The sequence below is a fragment of the Aliamphritea ceti genome (assembly GCF_024347215.1).
In the GTDB taxonomy this organism is placed as follows: domain Bacteria; phylum Pseudomonadota; class Gammaproteobacteria; order Pseudomonadales; family Balneatricaceae; genus Amphritea; species Amphritea ceti.
Genome location: NZ_AP025282.1, coordinates 452,116 through 469,358, shown reverse-complemented (window position 1 = coordinate 469,358; position 17,243 = coordinate 452,116). Strand labels below are relative to the sequence as shown.

The following is a 17,243-nucleotide window of genomic DNA, read 5'->3' as shown; positions in this document are numbered from 1 at the left end:
TGACTGATTTATCATTGTGATCGACGACCTGACCCAATATCTGAACTGGTTCCGCCACAGTTCCCCATACATCAATGCACATCGGGGTAAAACCTTTGTATTGATGTTGCCGGGCGACGCTTTGGCGGATGACAACTTCGCGAACATTGTTCACGACATCGCCCTGCTTAACAGCCTGGGAGTTAAACTGATTCTGGTTCACGGATCCCGACCACAATTACAGCAACGCTTACAAGAACAGCAAATAGACACCCGCATTCATCATGATCTGCGTATTACTGATGCTGCGGTACTAAAATGCGTTATTGAAGCAGTTGGTTATTTACGAGCTGAAATTGAAGCGAAGTTGTCCATGGGGGTGGCAAACTCTCCCATGCACGGCGCACAGATGCGAGTCTGCGGCGGTAACTTCGTCACAGCAAAACCTGCTGGTATTTATGAAGGTGTGGATCTGTGTAACACCGGTGAAGTTCGCCGTATCGATCAAGAAGCTATCCGTTACCAGCTGCAAAACAACCATATCGTGTTGTTATCACACCTAGGCTACTCACCTACCGGCGAAATTTTCAATCTGGCTGTGGAAGATGTCGCTACCCAGACAGCTATCGCCGTCAAAGCAGACAAACTGATACTCTTTGGCGCTGACAACGGCGTGACCGACAGTAAAGACCAATTGCGTTCAGAGCTGTTGGCTGATACCGCTGAGCGTCTGGTGAATCAGTACCGGGCGCGGCTTACAGATCCATCCGAAACATCTTCGGATATTTCCCGTCATCTGGCTGCTGCAGCCCAGGCATGTAAACAGGGTGTTTCCCGGGGCCATCTGATCAGCTACAAAGAAGATGGCGCACTGATCACCGAACTGTTCAGCCGAAACGGCACCGGCACTATGGTCATCGAAGAGTCCTATGAACAGGTTCGCCCGGCAAACATTGAAGATGTTGGCGGTATACTGGAACTGATTCAGCCAATGGAAGAAGCCGGAGTGCTGGTCCGTCGTTCCCGTGAACGTCTTGAAGCAGAAATTGACCGCTTTACCGTTATTGATCTCGACGGTGCAATCATTGGCTGTGCGGCGTTGTACCCTTTCTCGGAAGAACAAACCGGCGAGTTAGCTTGCGTGGCTATAGCAGCAGACTACCGGGGCGGTAACCGCGGCGAAAAGCTTTTAGAAGGCGTTGAACAGGCCGCTCGCGCACAAAAACTTGAGCGCCTATTTGTACTTACTACCCGTACCGCTCACTGGTTTTTGGAACGGGGGTTCGTCCAGATGAATATTCAGGACCTGCCTGGAGAAAAGCAGGCTTTATACAACTTCCAACGTAACTCTAAGGTATTTGCAAAACAGCTCGTCTAGACTGACGAGCTATACAATGTATTAAAAACAGCGCTGACGAGGACGTCGGCGCACCACAAGGAACGTTCCCCATGTCTCAAAACCTTCCCCAACACCCGACGGTACATCCGTTTGAATTTCATGGCAAAAGCGGTGAATTCTTTAAAATATGGATCGTTAACATTTGCCTAACAATTCTGACGCTGGGTATATATTCCGCCTGGGCTAAAGTACGTACCCATCAGTATTTCTATGGTAATACGACGCTGGCAGGCAGCAGTTTCGAATATACAGCCAAGCCAATAACAATCCTTAAGGGCCGTTTACTGGCTGTGTTCGTGATCATTATCTATTCCGTCAGTACAACATTTTTCCCGCTGATCACACCAGTATTCATCATTGCTTTCCTGATTATTCTGCCCTGGCTTATCTGCCGGTCGCTGAAATTCCGGGCTGTAAACACCCGCTACCGTAATCTCAGCTTTAACTTTCATGGTACTTACGGTCAGGCATTCTGTAATTATCTATTGTTCCCGTTACTCAGCGCATTCACTCTTTACCTGGTTTATCCGTTGATAATGGCGATTCAGAATCGCTGGTATATAGATAACAGCAGCTACGGTAAAACCCGCTTCAAAAGTAACCTCAGTGCCAAGCCAATATATTTCGCCTGCTTCATCGGCGCTGTTGTGATCATTGCTGCCTTGGCAGGGTTCCTCGGCTACATATTCAACAGCGGTGTGATAAATAACATTGAAAACGACCCGATAGCACCATTTATAGGTATGGCATTATTGCCTGTTTATTACGCCGTATATGTATATGTACACTCACGTGTTATCAACGCCACGATGAACAGTACCAAGCTGGATGAACACAGCTTTGAAAGCTCACTCAAAGCCCGTAAGCTTCTATGGCTGTTACTCACGAATACACTGGCAATCATGATAAGTCTTGGCTTACTCATTCCCTGGACACACATTCGTATGGCCCGCTACAAAGCTGAATGTACGCAGTTTATCGCGACTGGCGATCTGGAAGAATTCACCCGTGGAGCTTCTGATAAACAAAACGCTCTGGGCGAAGAACTCGGCGATGTCATGGATCTGGAGTTTGGCATCTGATGCAACTTTCAGGCAGGCTCTTTGATGGTCATACCTCAAAGAGCCATCCGGCAGAGCTGTCGATAGATACTCTTGGGGACATTTTTATCGAATGCCCTGAACTGAGTGTGCGGGGCTGCCACTGGTCGGAATTAACTATCAGCCCCCGTATTGGCAGCACATCGAGATATCTGGATTTACCTAACGGTTTACGGTTCGAAACCAGAGAAAATGATCCGGTTGATGAGTTAATTAACCGCTTTGCAGGTGACAACCGGCTCAGCTGGATTCACCAACTGGAAAACAGCTACCGCTATGCGTTTGCCTCAGTCATCTGTGTCGCTTTATTCGTCTGGTGGGGAGTTGCCTACGGCTTGCCATCTGCAGCCCGACAGGTAGCATTTTTACTTCCAGTGAGCGTTAACCAGGAAGTCAGTAAGCACACACTAAGCACACTGGACAATTACATCTTTGAGCCCTCAACACTTTCTGTTGAGCGCCGTGAAGAATTAACTGATGCGTTCAACAAGCTCATAGCCAGTCGGGATGACGGCTTTGACTATAAACTGTATTTCCGCGACGGTGGCGCTGTTGGCCCGAATGCTTTTGCACTGCCTGACGGCAGCGTCATTTTCACCGATCAGATTATTAAACTGGCTGGCAATGATGAAGAGTTAATTGCAGTAATGAGCCACGAAATTGGCCATGTAAATATGCGCCACGGCTTACGCAGAGCATTACAAAGCAGCGCCCTTCCTCTCATCATCATAGTGGTCACCGGTGACATGAGTACCGCCAGTTCAATACTGGCGGCATTGCCAACCATATTAGTTGAAAGCCAGTATTCTCAGACCTTCGAACTGGAAGCTGACGCTTTCGCAAAAGACCTTCTGATACAACATCAGCATGATCCAATGAGCCTGGGCAATCTGTTAGAACGGTTAAGTAAAGAGCACAAAGAAGGTACTAACGACTGGTTCTCCAGCCATCCTTCTACACCAGAGCGAATAGAGAAACTCAAAGCTAAATAATCTCGAAGACAGAAACAAATCAGTAACTTAATGGCAGCATCAGACAAAATAATGCACCGCCATACAGTGATTCTGAAATCCGTAGTTCACCACCATAACTGCTGAGAATATCTACCGCCACGGACAGACCAATGCCCTGTCCGGGGGCGGAAGTATCTGCCCGCTGACCACGTTTGAGTATGGTTTGGCGCAACTCAGGTGATATTCCTGCACCATCATCAGCAATATCAATACGCAGCATACCTTCAGCCTGCGACATACTGACTTTGACCCTGGAATCACCGTATTTAAAAGCGTTCTCGAGAATATTCCCAAGTAACTCCATTAAATCCCGTTCATCTGCCGCCAGTTGGAAATCTTTCAGCTCCAGAACAACATCGATGCCTTTATCCCGGTACACCTTCTGTAAGGCAGACGCCATACGTTTAATCAGCGGTTCAACTGCAACCCGCTTCGCCAGCCGACGCCCCTGACTTTTAACAGCTCTGGCAAGCTGATACTGAACAATCTGATCCATCCGCACGACCTGGTCATTAACCAGATTCTGAAAATCAACATAATCCAGGCCTTCTTGCCGGGCACCCCGAATAACAGCCAGTGGGGTTTTCAGGCTGTGTGCCAGATCCCCCAAAGTATTCCGGTAACGTTCGCGCTGTTTGCGCTCATTTTCAATTAACAGATTCAGATTATCGGTCACCACCTGAACTTCGCTCGGATACTCTCCCTGCAAGCGATCACTGTGACCGTGCTCAATAGACTTAAGATCCTTTGCGAGCCGGTTAAGCGGCATAAGGCCCCAGCGCATAATAATCGCTTCGACTAACAGAAAAAGTACTATCGCAGCCCCCAGCCAACTCCAGAGGCGAGTGTTAAATGCTTTCTGTTCTGCTTTCACGAAACTGTTAGATTCGAGCACTGTAAACAAATAAGGCTTCTCTACGCCTTCGATATCCCAGAGTAAGCCGAACTGATAGACAAATAGCGCATCTTCAGTCAACTCATAAAAGGATTCCATCCCTGTTTCCAGCTCAGTGCGGCCCAGACGTTCAAGCAAATCGTCATTGAGTAACTGGCTCGACTCTGAACGCCACATCAGGGAATGGCTACCCTCATGCAATACGCCATACAGGCCAGAAGCAATCTGGTTATAACGGGGTTCACGAAGTGTCGCTGGCATACTGATGCCATCAGAGGAGGGTTCTGCTGCGCCCAGCAACAAATAAAGCTGTAACTTAAGGCGCTGTTCTTCAGCAGTCGCCAGGCTATGGCTGAAGGCTTGCTGTAAAGCAAATCCGGTTAGACCAAAAAACACTGGCAATAGTAAAAGAGATGCGAGCAACAAGCGTGCCCGCAGAGATTTTGGCATCATGCCTGATCAGAAGTTAACGTCAGGTCAAATCGATACCCCAGGCCCCTTACTGTAGCGATAGGCTGCAGAGACTGGTCCGGATCGAGTTTTTGCCGTAAACGGCGGATAAACACTTCCAGCACATTAGAATCCCGGTCAAAATCCTGATGATAGAGATGCTCTGTCAGCTCAGTTTTTGAAATCACTTTACCAGCATTCAATACCAGATATTCCAGCGTTCGGTATTCATAGCTGGTCAGTTTGACGGATTCACCGTTAAGTTTTACAACCCGACCACTGGTATCCAGCTCCAGCGGACCAAACGCCATCATCGGTTTAGCATGACCTGCAGCACGGCGCAGTAGTGCATTAAGACGAGCCAGCAGTTCTTCCATATGAAAAGGCTTAACCAGATAGTCATCTGCGCCAGCTTCCAGCCCTTCCACTTTATCCTGCCAGTCGCCTCGGGCGGTTAGAATAATAATTGGAAAATTCACATCGGCATCACGCCACTTACGAATTACTTCAACACCTGAAATGCTCGGTAAACCTATATCAACAACCGCCAGGTCGTAAGGGAACTCGCTTCCCAGATACACTGCTTCCTGACCGTCTTCCGCTTCTTCCACGGTATAACCGGCATTCGTCAGTGCGGTAACCAGCTGGCGCCTTAAATCACTATCGTCTTCAACAACCAGAAGTTTCATCCATCACTCCTTAAAATCAATACCCATTGGTGGGCTAAAACTGAAGAAATATATACCAGAGAGAGGACCAGATTCGGCAGGCAGATGCAAGTTACAGTTCTTTTCCTGAACTCGCATCTATATCAACATTCTTTACCCGACCATCAATCAGTAAGCGAATCTGATGTACTTGCTTGCCTTCCTTACTGACAGTCTCGGCCTTAACTACCTCACCGCCATACTTAGTATTTACCTGTTTAGCTGCCGCCTGCAAACTGGTATCTGCAGCCAACACAACCACCGCAGTCGATGGCACAAACAGCTCTGCACTCGCCTGACCGGCAAGTATCCCCAGCAAAACGACCAGCGTCAGGGATTGGAAAGTATTTTGCAGAGCTTGGTACATACTATTTTCACCTTAATTCGATTCTTATCGGGACAGGGCCCGCAATTCTTGGCTCGGGTTCAGGTTCCATATGAGGCGCGTACTTCCTTATAAGTCAGCAATACTGTTTACCGTGCAAAAATGCTCCAGCATTATACTCATGAAGTGGCCGGTTAAAACCCATAATGGGCACACCAGTCACCAAAAGCAGAGTGCAAATAATCATTCATTGCGCCTGTAAATAATTATCTTGCTGTAGCACTTAATCAGGTCTGAACTGGATGACAAGAACCATTTATAACGCGACCACTACGACACTCATAAAGATAGCCACAGATACCACTGGCCGCATTCATCAGTTTAGTCAGTTCAGAAACAACTTAGTAATGTAGTACTGCTCATACAGTACATTCTGAATCAAGCAGGACACGCCTGCTCAAACATAGACAACAAAGAATCTCAGAGCGTTCCCGCTCCGGAAGAATTCAAACAAATGCTTGAACTAATTATCTTTAAGATTAGCTGCTTTTCTGGCACGTAAAGATAGAATTACAAGACGAATGTTATACGTAAACCCCAGCCCTAAGGCAATCAACATTGTGATAATAAATACGCTTCCCAGCGCAGAGCTTTGCAACAGCCAGGCAAGCCACAGGCACAGCACACTGATAACAGCCACTGGTATACCCATTTTCATTAAACGTTGTAGCCACCTGTCAGCTGATAATTTCTGTGGTTCATTCATGATGCTGCTCTCTCCGCTATATTTACATCTGTAGTACAACTAAAAGACCTATGATTATAGCGACTCAGGCAACATTATTTTCAGCTATCTGCATGATACTTTCTGGTATACTCCCAGCAAAACAATAAGAGCTTGTGCTGCGCCTTTGACCTTGTCATAACGCTCCAGCCAGAGGCTCGCGACCACTGATTTGAGGATCTGTGCATGCCACAATATCGTTCAAAAACATCTACTGCCGGCCGTAATATGGCAGGTGCCCGCGCCCTGTGGCGTGCGACTGGCATGAAAGATGATGATTTCCAAAAACCAATCATCGCCATTGCTAACTCTTTTACCCAGTTTGTACCCGGACATGTCCACCTTAAAGACATGGGTCAACTGGTTGCCCGTGAAATTGAAAAAGCTGGCGGTGTAGCAAAAGAATTCAACACTATCGCAGTTGATGACGGTATCGCGATGGGTCATGACGGTATGCTTTACTCTCTGCCGTCCCGTGACATTATCGCAGACTCAGTAGAGTACATGGTCAACGCTCACTGTGCTGACGCACTGGTCTGTATTTCCAACTGCGACAAAATCACACCGGGTATGCTGATGGCAGCCATGCGCCTCAACATCCCAGTGATATTTGTATCGGGCGGCCCGATGGAGGCCGGTAAGACCAAACTCAGCGAGAAGAAGCTGGACCTGGTTGACGCCATGATTATTGCGGTCGACGACGATGTGAGCGATGAAGATGTCCTCACCGTTGAACGCAGCGCCTGTCCGACCTGTGGCTCTTGCTCCGGTATGTTTACCGCCAACTCAATGAACTGCCTAACTGAAGCACTGGGCTTGTCTCTGCCTGGTAATGGCACGATGTTGGCTACCCACGCCGATCGTGAGCAGCTGTTCCTGGAAGCTGGACGCACCATCGTCGACATCACTAAGCGCCACTATCAGCAGGATGATTACTCGGTACTGCCGCGTTCCATTGGCTGTTATGAGGCATTTGAAAACTGTGTCGCACTGGATATCACCATGGGTGGTTCCACCAACACTATTTTACACCTGCTGGCGATTGCACAGGAAGCAGAGCTGGACTTCACTCTGCAGGATATTGACCGTCTCTCTAAAGTGATTCCACAGCTGTGTAAAGTTGCCCCTAACTCGCCGGACTACCATATCGAAGACGTACACCGCGCTGGCGGTATCATGGCGATTCTCGGTGAGCTGGACCGTGCGGGCAACTTGCACACGCAATTGCCGACTATCCACAGCGCCACAATGAAAGACGCGCTGGATAAGTGGGATATCATGCGCAGTCCAACGCCGGAAGTGATGAAGTTCTACAAAGCGGGCCCTGCTGGTATCCCAACTCAGACGGCGTTCAGTCAGGCAACACGCTACCCAACACTGGATGCTGACCGCAAGAACGGCTGTATTCACGACATCAATAACGCCTTTAGCCTAGAAGGCGGCCTCGCCGTACTTTACGGCAACATCGCGCTCGATGGCTGTGTAGTGAAGACAGCGGGTGTCGATGAATCCATCCATGTATTCGAAGGTCCTGCACACATCACCGAATCTCAGGATGAGGCAGTCGAGAATGTGCTAGGCGACAAGGTCAAAGCCGGTGACGTCGTGATCGTGCGTTACGAAGGTCCACGCGGTGGCCCTGGTATGCAGGAAATGCTCTACCCGACGACCTACATCAAATCAAAAGGCCTGGGTAAGTCCTGCGCCCTACTCACCGATGGTCGTTTTTCTGGTGGTACCTCTGGCCTGTCTATTGGTCACTGTTCACCTGAAGCAGCTGCAGGTGGCGCAATTGGCTTGGTACGCAACGGTGACAAGATCCGTATCGACATACCGAACCGCACCATCGACGTACTGCTGTCTGATGAAGAACTGGCTGCACGTCGTGTTGAGCAGGACAAGTTAGGCTGGAAGCCAGTGGAAGAACGCCCTCGCCGTGTTTCCGCCGCCCTGAAAGCATACGCTAAGCTGGCAACGTCAGCAGATAAAGGCGCAGTGCGCGATCTGTCTCAGCTAGACTGATCAACGCCAAGCTAAACGTAAAAAGGCAGCCCGATGGCTGCCTTTTTTATATCTTAAAACAATTACTCTGAAAGTGCCGCCAGCACCTGTTCTGACCAGTCAAGACTGTGGCGGTAAGCTACTTCACAGAAGCGTTTATCCAGCAATCCTTTCATACAGTCCCAGTCCGCCCGTTCATAACAGGCAACTTCTTCAAGCACTGCTCCCATCTGATTATCCCGGGTCAGTATCGCCTGTTTGATATCTTCACGCAGCGGCACCTGATCCAACAGATAATGCATATCCATATCCATCATGGCATCCAGTTGCGACAACAGCCCTACCATGAAAAAATTAATTGGCGCTTCGTAATTCAGCATCTCAGCCAGTAATTCGCACATCCGGCCACGAATCAGCATCATCCTGGTAAGTTCAGCCGGCTTACCTGACTGCCCACTCAGCAAAAACAAAGTTGCCCATTTCTTAACCTGATTCATGCCGATCAGAGCAATCGCATGGGACAATGACTGGATTTCTTTTGGTCGGGAAAAAGCAGCAGAATTGACCAGACGAAGAATCTTATAGGTCATATTCGGATCGTTAATCACGATCTGCTCAATCGAATCAGCGCTGGCGTTCGGATTATCCAGTTCGGCCAGCAACTGCATAATCATTGCTTTAGAGCTACCCAAAGCCTTGCCTTTAATGTCAACAGGCTTGCACAGGAAGAATCCCTGAAACAGATTAAATCCAAGCTCAAGGCATCGCCTGAAATCATCCTGATTTTCAACTTTGTCCGCCAGAATATCGACATGATAAGGACGCACAAACTGAATCAGTTTTTTAAGTTGCTCACTATCATGTTTTTGAATATCAATTTTGACAACAGTGACGGCATCCAACAGCGCGGTCTGTTCTTTATCACCGTTATAATGAGTCAGCGCTAAACGATAACCTTGTTGCTTCAGCTCTTTGGCTTTTTTTATCAACTCTCTGGAAGAGCCATCTTCACGTAATAATTCAAAGACAAAATGCTCTTTTGGAAGAGCCGGAATTGCCCCGGATAACAACATGGCTTCTGTGAGTTTGATATAAAAGGGCAGCCGTCGGTTTTCACCGTCTTTAGTAGTGACAACCGCATAGCTGTTCAGAATGACGGATGATGTCGCTTTTTCATCGGTAAACTCGGCGGGTAACATACCGTCTTCTGTCCGATACAGCAGACCGTATGCCTCTACATCCTGACTTTTGTTAAAAATAGGCTGTCGTGCCATCAGCACCTGAGAGCTTTGGCTGGCCTCATTCTGTGCATTCATTATCATACTGCCGACATCCTCAATAATTAGTCATTTATGCTACTCGGTCAGGTTTAGTATACCCGGCATAATTCACTCTCATAAGGCACGTATTCAGCAAAGTTACTCAATTCAAGCACATTTTTTTCGTTAAGCATTACAGACAACTCAACAGACTTCCCAGTTTGACAGCTAAGCAGCGCTGAACAGTTGAAACTCTCAAGCGACTTCGTCTACTCTGTGTGATCAGTTGAGCATATGCAGGAAGCAATATCAGCAATCTATCCCTGAGTGCTCCCGCAGGCATTATTATTTGCATCTGAAAGGCAGCGGAGATCACTCACAGCGACGATAAGCCGGCAAATATTTATGACTTCAATTTCACGACGTACTAACGTCCATTACCTGCTCGCCCTGCTACTGTTTTCTTTCTACGGCATTCAGGTTTGTCCTTTCCTCGATTCACTTTCTCCATTACAACTGCTATTACCCATATTACTGGTTTTCAGCTTACAGTGGGGGTTACGCCTGCTGCTGGAAAACAATGTTAATCAGCAGCCGATAAAACAACAGGTGAGTTACCAGTTCAAACTGGACTTAGGTTTATTTCTGGCTGGAGCGCTGGCGCTGGGTGCTTATAATTTACTGCGTTACGATTTCCCAATAGAGAGCGGCGGAAAAATCCTGGTGGGTATGGGCGTTCTCGGATTCATGATTGCCTGCGATCTTGCGTTGGCAAGAGAACATAAAATCGCAGCCAAATTACAACAGACCGGCGAACATATCGAGCCAGATGAAACACCCTATCCACTGACTCAAAAATTCACCTGGTTTGCAGCAATCTGTGCGTTTTCTGTGATTGGCGTAGTCTTTCTGGTCATCAACAAAGATCTGGAATGGCTAATACATACTGGCGATGCAATTCCACTAGAAACTTCTCAGCGTTATATACTCATAGAAATATCTTTTGTCGTCGCGATTATTATGGCCTACATTCTGACCATTATTGCCGGCTATTCGCGCAATCTTAAATTCTTCATCAGTGCTGAAAACCATGTTCTGGAACAGGTATCACAAGGTGAGCTGAATATTAAAGTACCGGTCACCAGTAATGATGAGTTCGGCCTGATGGCTGTCAGAACAAACAACATGATCACTGCTCTGGAAAATCGCACCCAGGAATTAAGCATCACCCGGGATGCCAGCATACTAGGCCTCGCCAGCCTCGCCGAAACCCGGGATAACGAAACCGGCGGCCATATTCTGCGCACCCAGAACTACGTTAAAGCGCTGGCTGAAGCACTGCGGAAAAACAGCGGCTATAACCACGCGCTGGATGACCACACGATCGAACTCTATTACAAATCTGCGCCTTTACATGATGTTGGCAAAGTCGGCATTCCGGACCGTATCCTGCTAAAACCCGGCAAACTCACCGATGAAGAATTTGAAATAATGAAGCAGCACCCACAAATAGGCGCGGATGCTCTGTCGGTTGCGGAAGAAAAGCTGGGTACTAACGACTTCCTCAGATATGCCCGCGAAATCAGCCTGACCCACCATGAAAAATGGGACGGCAGTGGTTACCCTAATGGTTTAAGCGGTACCGATATTCCCGTATCCGGCCGCCTGATGGCGCTGGCAGATGTGTATGACGCACTGATTTCTGCGCGGGTCTACAAACCCGCTTTCAGTCACGAAAAAGCCAAACAGATCATTCTGGAGGGGAACGGCAGTCATTTTGATCCGGACGTCGTCGACGCCTTCCTGACTGCCGAACAACAGTTTATCGACATCGCCGAACAGTTTGCCGACAAAGCAATGCAACAGGCCAGCTAATTCAGCTAACCACTGCAATTGCCAGATCCATTACATTTGTATTGGTCGGACCGGTAATAAAAATATCCCCGCAGTCACGCAGATAGGTACCTGCATCTGCCCGCTGTAATGCATCCCGGGCCACAGTCATGTCCGTCACGGTCTTCCCGTCAACAATACCGCCAGCAGCATCGGTGGGACCGTCACTGCCATCCGTTCCGGCAACCAGTATATGGATGTCATGCCGACCACGGATCCCCTTGGCTAACCCAAGCGCCAGCGCCTGGTTGCGGCCACCACTACCCGGATTTTCCGGCAGTTCAACAGTAGGTTCACCGCCAAAAATATAGACGCCGGGAGATGCGTCCAGCAGCTCATCCGACAGATTCGCGGCCAGTTGATTTACATCCTGATACATACATTCGCGGTTAGTTTTAACCGTAAAGCCCATCGCTACCGCCTGCGCCTCCACCGCATCACGGGCCACCTGATTGGTGCCAATCAACGTCACACTGGCAGTTGCTGTTGCCCGATGAGTATCTCCGGTACCTGAACCGATTACAGCAATGTCATCACCTTCCACATCAGAGATCGCCAGCACCCGCACTTCAGCTCCGTTGAAAGCTGCCAGCAACTTACCATCCTTGATCAGCGACGTTTCTTTACGCCGCGCATTAATCTGGCCGATATTATAGCCTGCCGCCAGCATTTCACTGGTCAGTGCCTGCCACTGCTGCAGACTCATATTCGCAGGCAGAGACTCCGCCAGCGCCGATGTACCGCCTGATACCAGCAATAGAAGCCTACTGCCGGACGGCATCGCTGTAACCGTATTCAGCGCCGCTTCCCCGGCAGCCAATGACTGCTCATCAGGCACCGGATGTGCTGCTTCCATCACGGTAACCTGTGAGTGGTCGTGCATCACCTGATCGGTGTGCTGATACTTAGTTATCAGTAGTGCCGGACACAGCTCCGCAAGTGCATCCAGTGCACCTGCACACATACCACTGGCAGCCTTACCAACAGCCACAATCTGATCTGGCTGAAAATCAGCCATTTGCGCTACCGCGTTGCGAGTAGCAGAAAATCCGGACACTGCATCCACGCCCGCAGTGAACATAGTCTGCAAGTCCTGTCTGATAATGTTAGCCACGTCCTGCCTCCAGGCATTCATGTTACAAAAACAAATAAGCCGTTTCAGATATCAATCCTGAAACGGCTTTATAATAACCTACTTGCCATTGCTTATTGCTAACCACACAACAACTACAAGCGGCTATAATCGCTCAGTAGCCGTTACTCGCCAAACGGGCCCTGTAGACCACACTGCTGCATTAAAGTACCGTAGACATTGGACTGAAGTACCATCTGTTCGCTGTACTCTGCAACCAGCGCAGCACGGCGATCAGCATCCTGAGTAGCATTAATCGCTCCCCAATATGCTGCCATCATATGAGCGGCATCGCTCAGCTGCTGCAGCTGTGCATCATCCAGAGTCGAAACACTGCTGGCAGATACTTTGCCAACACCGTTAACAGTTTTAGCACCGGCATTACTGTAACCTTCCGGCAGATCGCCTTTCAGGTTAGTTACCTTAGCGAACTGGATCACACCGTAAATCTGATCCACAGCCTGCTTGGCGCCTTCCACCCGAGACATGTGCTCAGTATCCGCTGCAGCATGTGGTAACAGCTCCATCTTACCTTCATGCTTATGATGAATATTACGGTACGGCACCATTGGGCCAAACAGCTCACCACTGGCAGGATCTTTGAACAGGTCAGCATCGATCGCTGCATAGCTGATCTGACCACTGCTCAGTGCAGCATCCAGTGCATCAATATCAACCACTTCACCGCGGTCGTAGTTAACCAGTACTGCGCCCTGCTTCATCACAGAGAACACTTCTGCATTAATAATACCTGCATTGCTAAACACACCGGTATCAGCATTCAGTGCACCCAAACCGGTGTGCGGGCTGATCACGTCTGCATCTTTAGCGGCTGCCACAATGCTGGCAGCAAAGGCAAAACCTTCAGACTCAATCCACTGCTGATGTACCGAACGTGCATAAACCGTCACCTGCATACCAAATGCGGCACCCAGCTTAGCCACTTCACGGCCAATGTTACCGTAACCGATAACTGCCAGACGCTTACCTTCCAGCTTGGTAGTTGGATATTCAGCCAGGTTCTTGCCAGTATCGAAATCGCCGGCAACAACCAGCTCGTGCATCTTCTCGACCTGCAGATCAGGTAGAACTTTCAGCAAAGCTTTCATCGCTGTTTGCGCAGTTGCACGGGAGTTAAAGCTTGGCGTATTCATCAACGGTGCAACACCGCCGTCACCGTTACCGCCACCCCAGCTTGCAGATCCCATATTGCCAGTACCGGCACCGATACGTACGCCACCCAGTTCAAACTTAGAGGCCGCAGGCAGGAAAGTAGCAGCTGCAATTACAGCGTCGTATTGACCTTCAGCTGTTTGCGCCAGTAGCTCATCTTCACGGCTCAGCTCTGGCTGATAGAAGAAGTGCAGCTTACCTTTAGCTAGTGCTGCGTCATCACCAGCAGCACCCAGGTGGAATTCACCGCCTTTTGATTCAATGTATGCTTTCACTTCGCTGTAATCAGCATTGCCGTCAGCATCGAAAACCATACCGATCAGGTCAGCTACCAGCACCTTATAAGCACGGTTAGCATCATCCACACGGGTATTGCCGTCCGCGGCAGAAACTACGGCACTGTCGTAGCCTTCACCAGCAGCGTCCAGCAGCTCTTCTATCACTGCAATTTTGGCACGCAGATAGCAAAACTGAATATTCTCCAGCAAGGCGGAAATATCTTCCTGTGGGCGGATACCACCAATCCAGGCGCGGTAATCCCCCGGAGAACCCGGAAACGCGTTTACATAACGGGCAGCATCAAGACCTTTCTCGTGGCTGCCGTCACTGTGGGTAATACCTTCATAGCCCAACATCTGCTTGGACTTCACAATGATCCGCTCGTGTACTGCCAGGTCATCGATATCAGAATCAGTTACTTTGAGGAGGGTTACTGCCGCACCACGGGCTGTTTCACGTTCGACGCCCAGCTGGAACAGGTCACTGGCAGCAATCCAGTTGTTAACGATGTCGCGGTTTGTACGGGAACGCTCATTCAGAGTTTTAACATCACCGATGTTCTTTTCGTTACGCAGAATCGCAAATGTAGTTTCTGCAAACGCCAGAGTACTGAACGTGTTGATGATACCGCCTTTCATGACGTCATTTTCAGCGTCATAGATTGGGCCCAGCTCAGTGGTTTTCTCACTGGTCAGTGGCATTTTTGCATCACGGGGCACAGCAATTTTCAGCTGACGCGGGATCGCCCAGGACGGATCCTTCTGATTTTCATCAATCAGGTTCAACGCAACGGGTGTCAGGGAAATAACGTAATAACCGGACACACCACCAATCGCTTTCTGGAACGGCATGAACATGTTGCACTTAACCGTCATCTGCTCAACCAGATCATCAGCCCATGGCATTGCGCCTAACAGCGATGTTGCATCGATAATAGCGTGGTGTTCAGCCGGATTCATATCAATCCAGGCCAACAGGTTACGGATCTCTTCTTCCGTATAGGTAGTTGCACCAGTCGTTTCGTGACCGACGCCGAAAAACAGCTTAACACCACGTTCTTTCAGAAACTCGGCGCTTGGGATGCTACCTTCACCTTCGGCGAAAATCAGCCGGCTTTCATCGCCATTAGTTGCAAAACGGTGCAATTCAGTCAGCTGAGTCCCCCAGGACTGACGGAAAAACCCGCCTGCTTTCGCAGCTTCAGACTCAGGCTTAGGTGTATCGATGAATACGATCTGTTCCGGATCATTCGCGGTAACCATGTGAATAGCAGCTGCAGTGAAACCACTGTGACCGCCACCCAGACCAACCGCCATTTTGTTCGACTTAGGGAAGCCAAAGTAGCGGTGAATCTCACGCATCATATCGTTGAGTACTTTATCCGCCGGATAACCACGGTGCATACCCCGGCCAATTTCAGCAGTTGTGAAACTGCCGATACGATTACCTTTATCATCCAGTTTCGGATAATTAGCTTCCAACCAGGCATCAAACTCAAAGCGCAGTAAACGGGCGTCTACTTCGTTTAGTGTCATATCAGTGATAGGACCAACACCGAAGAATTGGTTTTTAGTCGCTGGCGGCAGACCATTCTGGGTAAGTGAGATCGCCTTATCGCGTGCGCTTTTGAGCTGCTGAATAGAAGCCATATGTTTAATACCTGCTAAAACTGTGTCTCAGAAACACTGCAAAATCTCTGATCTTGGCCTGTTTCTGCCTTAAGTCGCGTTTATAGGATTTGTACTTATAGCAAAAACATTTCCCATTGGGAAATTTTGTTTCCTATAATAAACAAAATTTATCAAATATGGCTCGTAAGTGATTCATACATGCTAGGGCAGGTTGCAGAGGCTGACACACTTAATTACGACGAAACGATATTCAGTAACGACAATTACGCTGTTTCAATTACGTGCGCAGGCCTGCTGAAAAATAACAGCGACCAAATAATTAACAAAATAAAAGAACCGACAGCGGCAAGTTCGATAAATAATCTGCGACCAGATGAATCGCAGCACTGCCATTGGAGATAAGAGGACGGGAATCAAATTAATAAACAGGCAAAAACAGGCTCTGCTACAGGTATATTAAAGGCAAAAAAAGAGCGCCACTGGCGCTCTTTTTATCATTAATCGGTGCGTTCAAAAATCAGGTCCCAGACACCATGTCCGAGACGTTCACCACGTCTCTGAAACTTAGTCACTGGACGCCATTCAGGTTGCGGAGAATACTCACCCTCACCCTGTGTATTTGCATAACTAGGGGCAGCACTCATGACTTCCATCATATGCTCAGCATAAGGTTCCCAGTCAGTTGCCATGTGGAACTGACCGCCGACACGCAGCTTCTTGCGAATAGTTTCAGCAAACGCAGGCTGCACAATACGGCGCTTATTATGCTTTTTCTTATGCCAGGGATCCGGGAAAAATAACTGCACAGTATCCAAACTGCCATCAGGGATACATTTCGCTAATACATCCAGCGCATCGGTACAGAATACGCGCATATTCGTCAGTCCGGCCTCACTCGCATTGTTCAACAAACGCCCAACACCAGGACGATGCACTTCAACACCTATATAGCCTTTTTCCGGCATTGCTTTTGCCATAGCAACCAGAGAGTCACCCATGCCAAAACCAATCTCCAACACAACCGGCGCCTCACGGCCAAAAACTTCAGTCAGATCCAGCATTCCCTGCTCAATATCTAATCCCATCGTTGGCCATACTTCACTGTAAGCGCGCTCCTGACCTTCAGTCATGCGCCCACCTCGAACCACAAAGCTGCGAACAGTACGCATATACTTTTCGCCTTGCGGAGTTTCACTCGGGTTAGAATCGATTTGATCTTGCTC

Annotated in this window: 13 protein-coding genes; 5 read left to right on the top strand and 8 right to left on the bottom strand. The window is 48.8% G+C overall.

Annotated features, from left to right (window positions below; translation table 11 throughout):
- Positions 1-19 precede the first annotated feature (19 nt).
- The 3 genes from argA to OCU49_RS02040 all read left to right on the top strand — a co-directional run bounded on the left by argA (position 20) and on the right by OCU49_RS02040 (position 3,470).
- Positions 20-1,357, top strand: coding sequence for an amino-acid N-acetyltransferase (gene argA / locus OCU49_RS02050; protein WP_376787900.1), 1,338 nt, complete (start codon positions 20-22; stop codon positions 1,355-1,357).
- 71 nt (positions 1,358-1,428) lie between these two features.
- A complete protein-coding gene (locus OCU49_RS02045; protein WP_261843367.1) occupies positions 1,429-2,460 on the top strand; it encodes a YjgN family protein in 1,032 nt (343 codons plus the stop codon).
- A complete protein-coding gene (locus tag OCU49_RS02040; protein ID WP_261843366.1) occupies positions 2,460-3,470 on the top strand; it encodes a M48 family metallopeptidase in 1,011 nt (336 codons plus the stop codon). Before OCU49_RS02045 ends, OCU49_RS02040 begins: the two co-directional genes overlap by 1 nt.
- 19 nt (positions 3,471-3,489) lie before the next feature.
- On the opposite strand, the gene OCU49_RS02035 is transcribed toward OCU49_RS02040, so the two are convergent.
- The 4 genes from OCU49_RS02035 to OCU49_RS02020 all read right to left on the bottom strand — a co-directional run bounded on the left by OCU49_RS02035 (position 3,490) and on the right by OCU49_RS02020 (position 6,634).
- Positions 3,490-4,839, bottom strand: coding sequence for an ATP-binding protein (locus OCU49_RS02035; protein WP_261843365.1), 1,350 nt, complete (start codon positions 4,837-4,839; stop codon positions 3,490-3,492).
- Positions 4,836-5,525, bottom strand: a complete 690-nt coding sequence (locus tag OCU49_RS02030) for a response regulator transcription factor (protein ID WP_261843364.1) — start codon at positions 5,523-5,525, stop codon at positions 4,836-4,838. Before OCU49_RS02030 ends, OCU49_RS02035 begins: the two co-directional genes overlap by 4 nt.
- 91 nt (positions 5,526-5,616) lie before the next feature.
- Positions 5,617-5,910: a PepSY domain-containing protein gene (locus OCU49_RS02025; protein WP_261843363.1), complete on the bottom strand. Its 294-nt coding sequence runs from the start codon at positions 5,908-5,910 to the stop codon at positions 5,617-5,619.
- A gap of 481 nt (positions 5,911-6,391) precedes the next feature.
- On the bottom strand, positions 6,392-6,634 hold the full coding sequence (locus OCU49_RS02020) for a hypothetical protein (protein ID WP_261843362.1): 243 nt from the start codon (positions 6,632-6,634) through the stop codon (positions 6,392-6,394).
- Between the two features lie 204 nt (positions 6,635-6,838).
- Here OCU49_RS02020 and ilvD point away from each other — a divergent pair, with 204 nt between their 5' ends.
- Complete coding sequence (gene ilvD / locus OCU49_RS02015; protein WP_261843361.1) at positions 6,839-8,674, top strand: dihydroxy-acid dehydratase; 1,836 nt, start codon at positions 6,839-6,841, stop codon at positions 8,672-8,674.
- A 62-nt stretch (positions 8,675-8,736) separates the two neighbouring features.
- On the opposite strand, the gene OCU49_RS02010 is transcribed toward ilvD, so the two are convergent.
- On the bottom strand, positions 8,737-9,975 hold the full coding sequence (locus OCU49_RS02010; protein WP_261843360.1) for an EAL and HDOD domain-containing protein: 1,239 nt from the start codon (positions 9,973-9,975) through the stop codon (positions 8,737-8,739).
- A 342-nt stretch (positions 9,976-10,317) separates the two neighbouring features.
- Between OCU49_RS02010 and OCU49_RS02005 the strand changes: the two genes are divergently transcribed.
- Positions 10,318-11,787, top strand: a complete 1,470-nt coding sequence (locus OCU49_RS02005) for an HD domain-containing phosphohydrolase (RefSeq protein WP_261843359.1) — start codon at positions 10,318-10,320, stop codon at positions 11,785-11,787.
- Between the two features lies 1 nt (position 11,788).
- Here the strand turns inward: OCU49_RS02005 and OCU49_RS02000 are convergent, their stop codons facing one another.
- From OCU49_RS02000 to trmB, 3 genes are all read right to left on the bottom strand, one after another.
- Positions 11,789-12,919, bottom strand: coding sequence for a glycerate kinase type-2 family protein (locus tag OCU49_RS02000; RefSeq protein ID WP_261843358.1), 1,131 nt, complete (start codon positions 12,917-12,919; stop codon positions 11,789-11,791).
- 143 nt (positions 12,920-13,062) lie between these two features.
- Positions 13,063-16,038 (bottom strand): NAD(P)-dependent oxidoreductase, encoded by a 2,976-nt coding sequence (locus OCU49_RS01995; RefSeq protein WP_261843357.1) that lies wholly within the window; start codon positions 16,036-16,038, stop codon positions 13,063-13,065.
- Between the two features lie 479 nt (positions 16,039-16,517).
- Positions 16,518-17,189, bottom strand: a complete 672-nt coding sequence (gene trmB / locus OCU49_RS01990) for a tRNA (guanosine(46)-N7)-methyltransferase TrmB (RefSeq protein WP_261845299.1) — start codon at positions 17,187-17,189, stop codon at positions 16,518-16,520.
- Positions 17,190-17,243 lie beyond the last annotated feature (54 nt).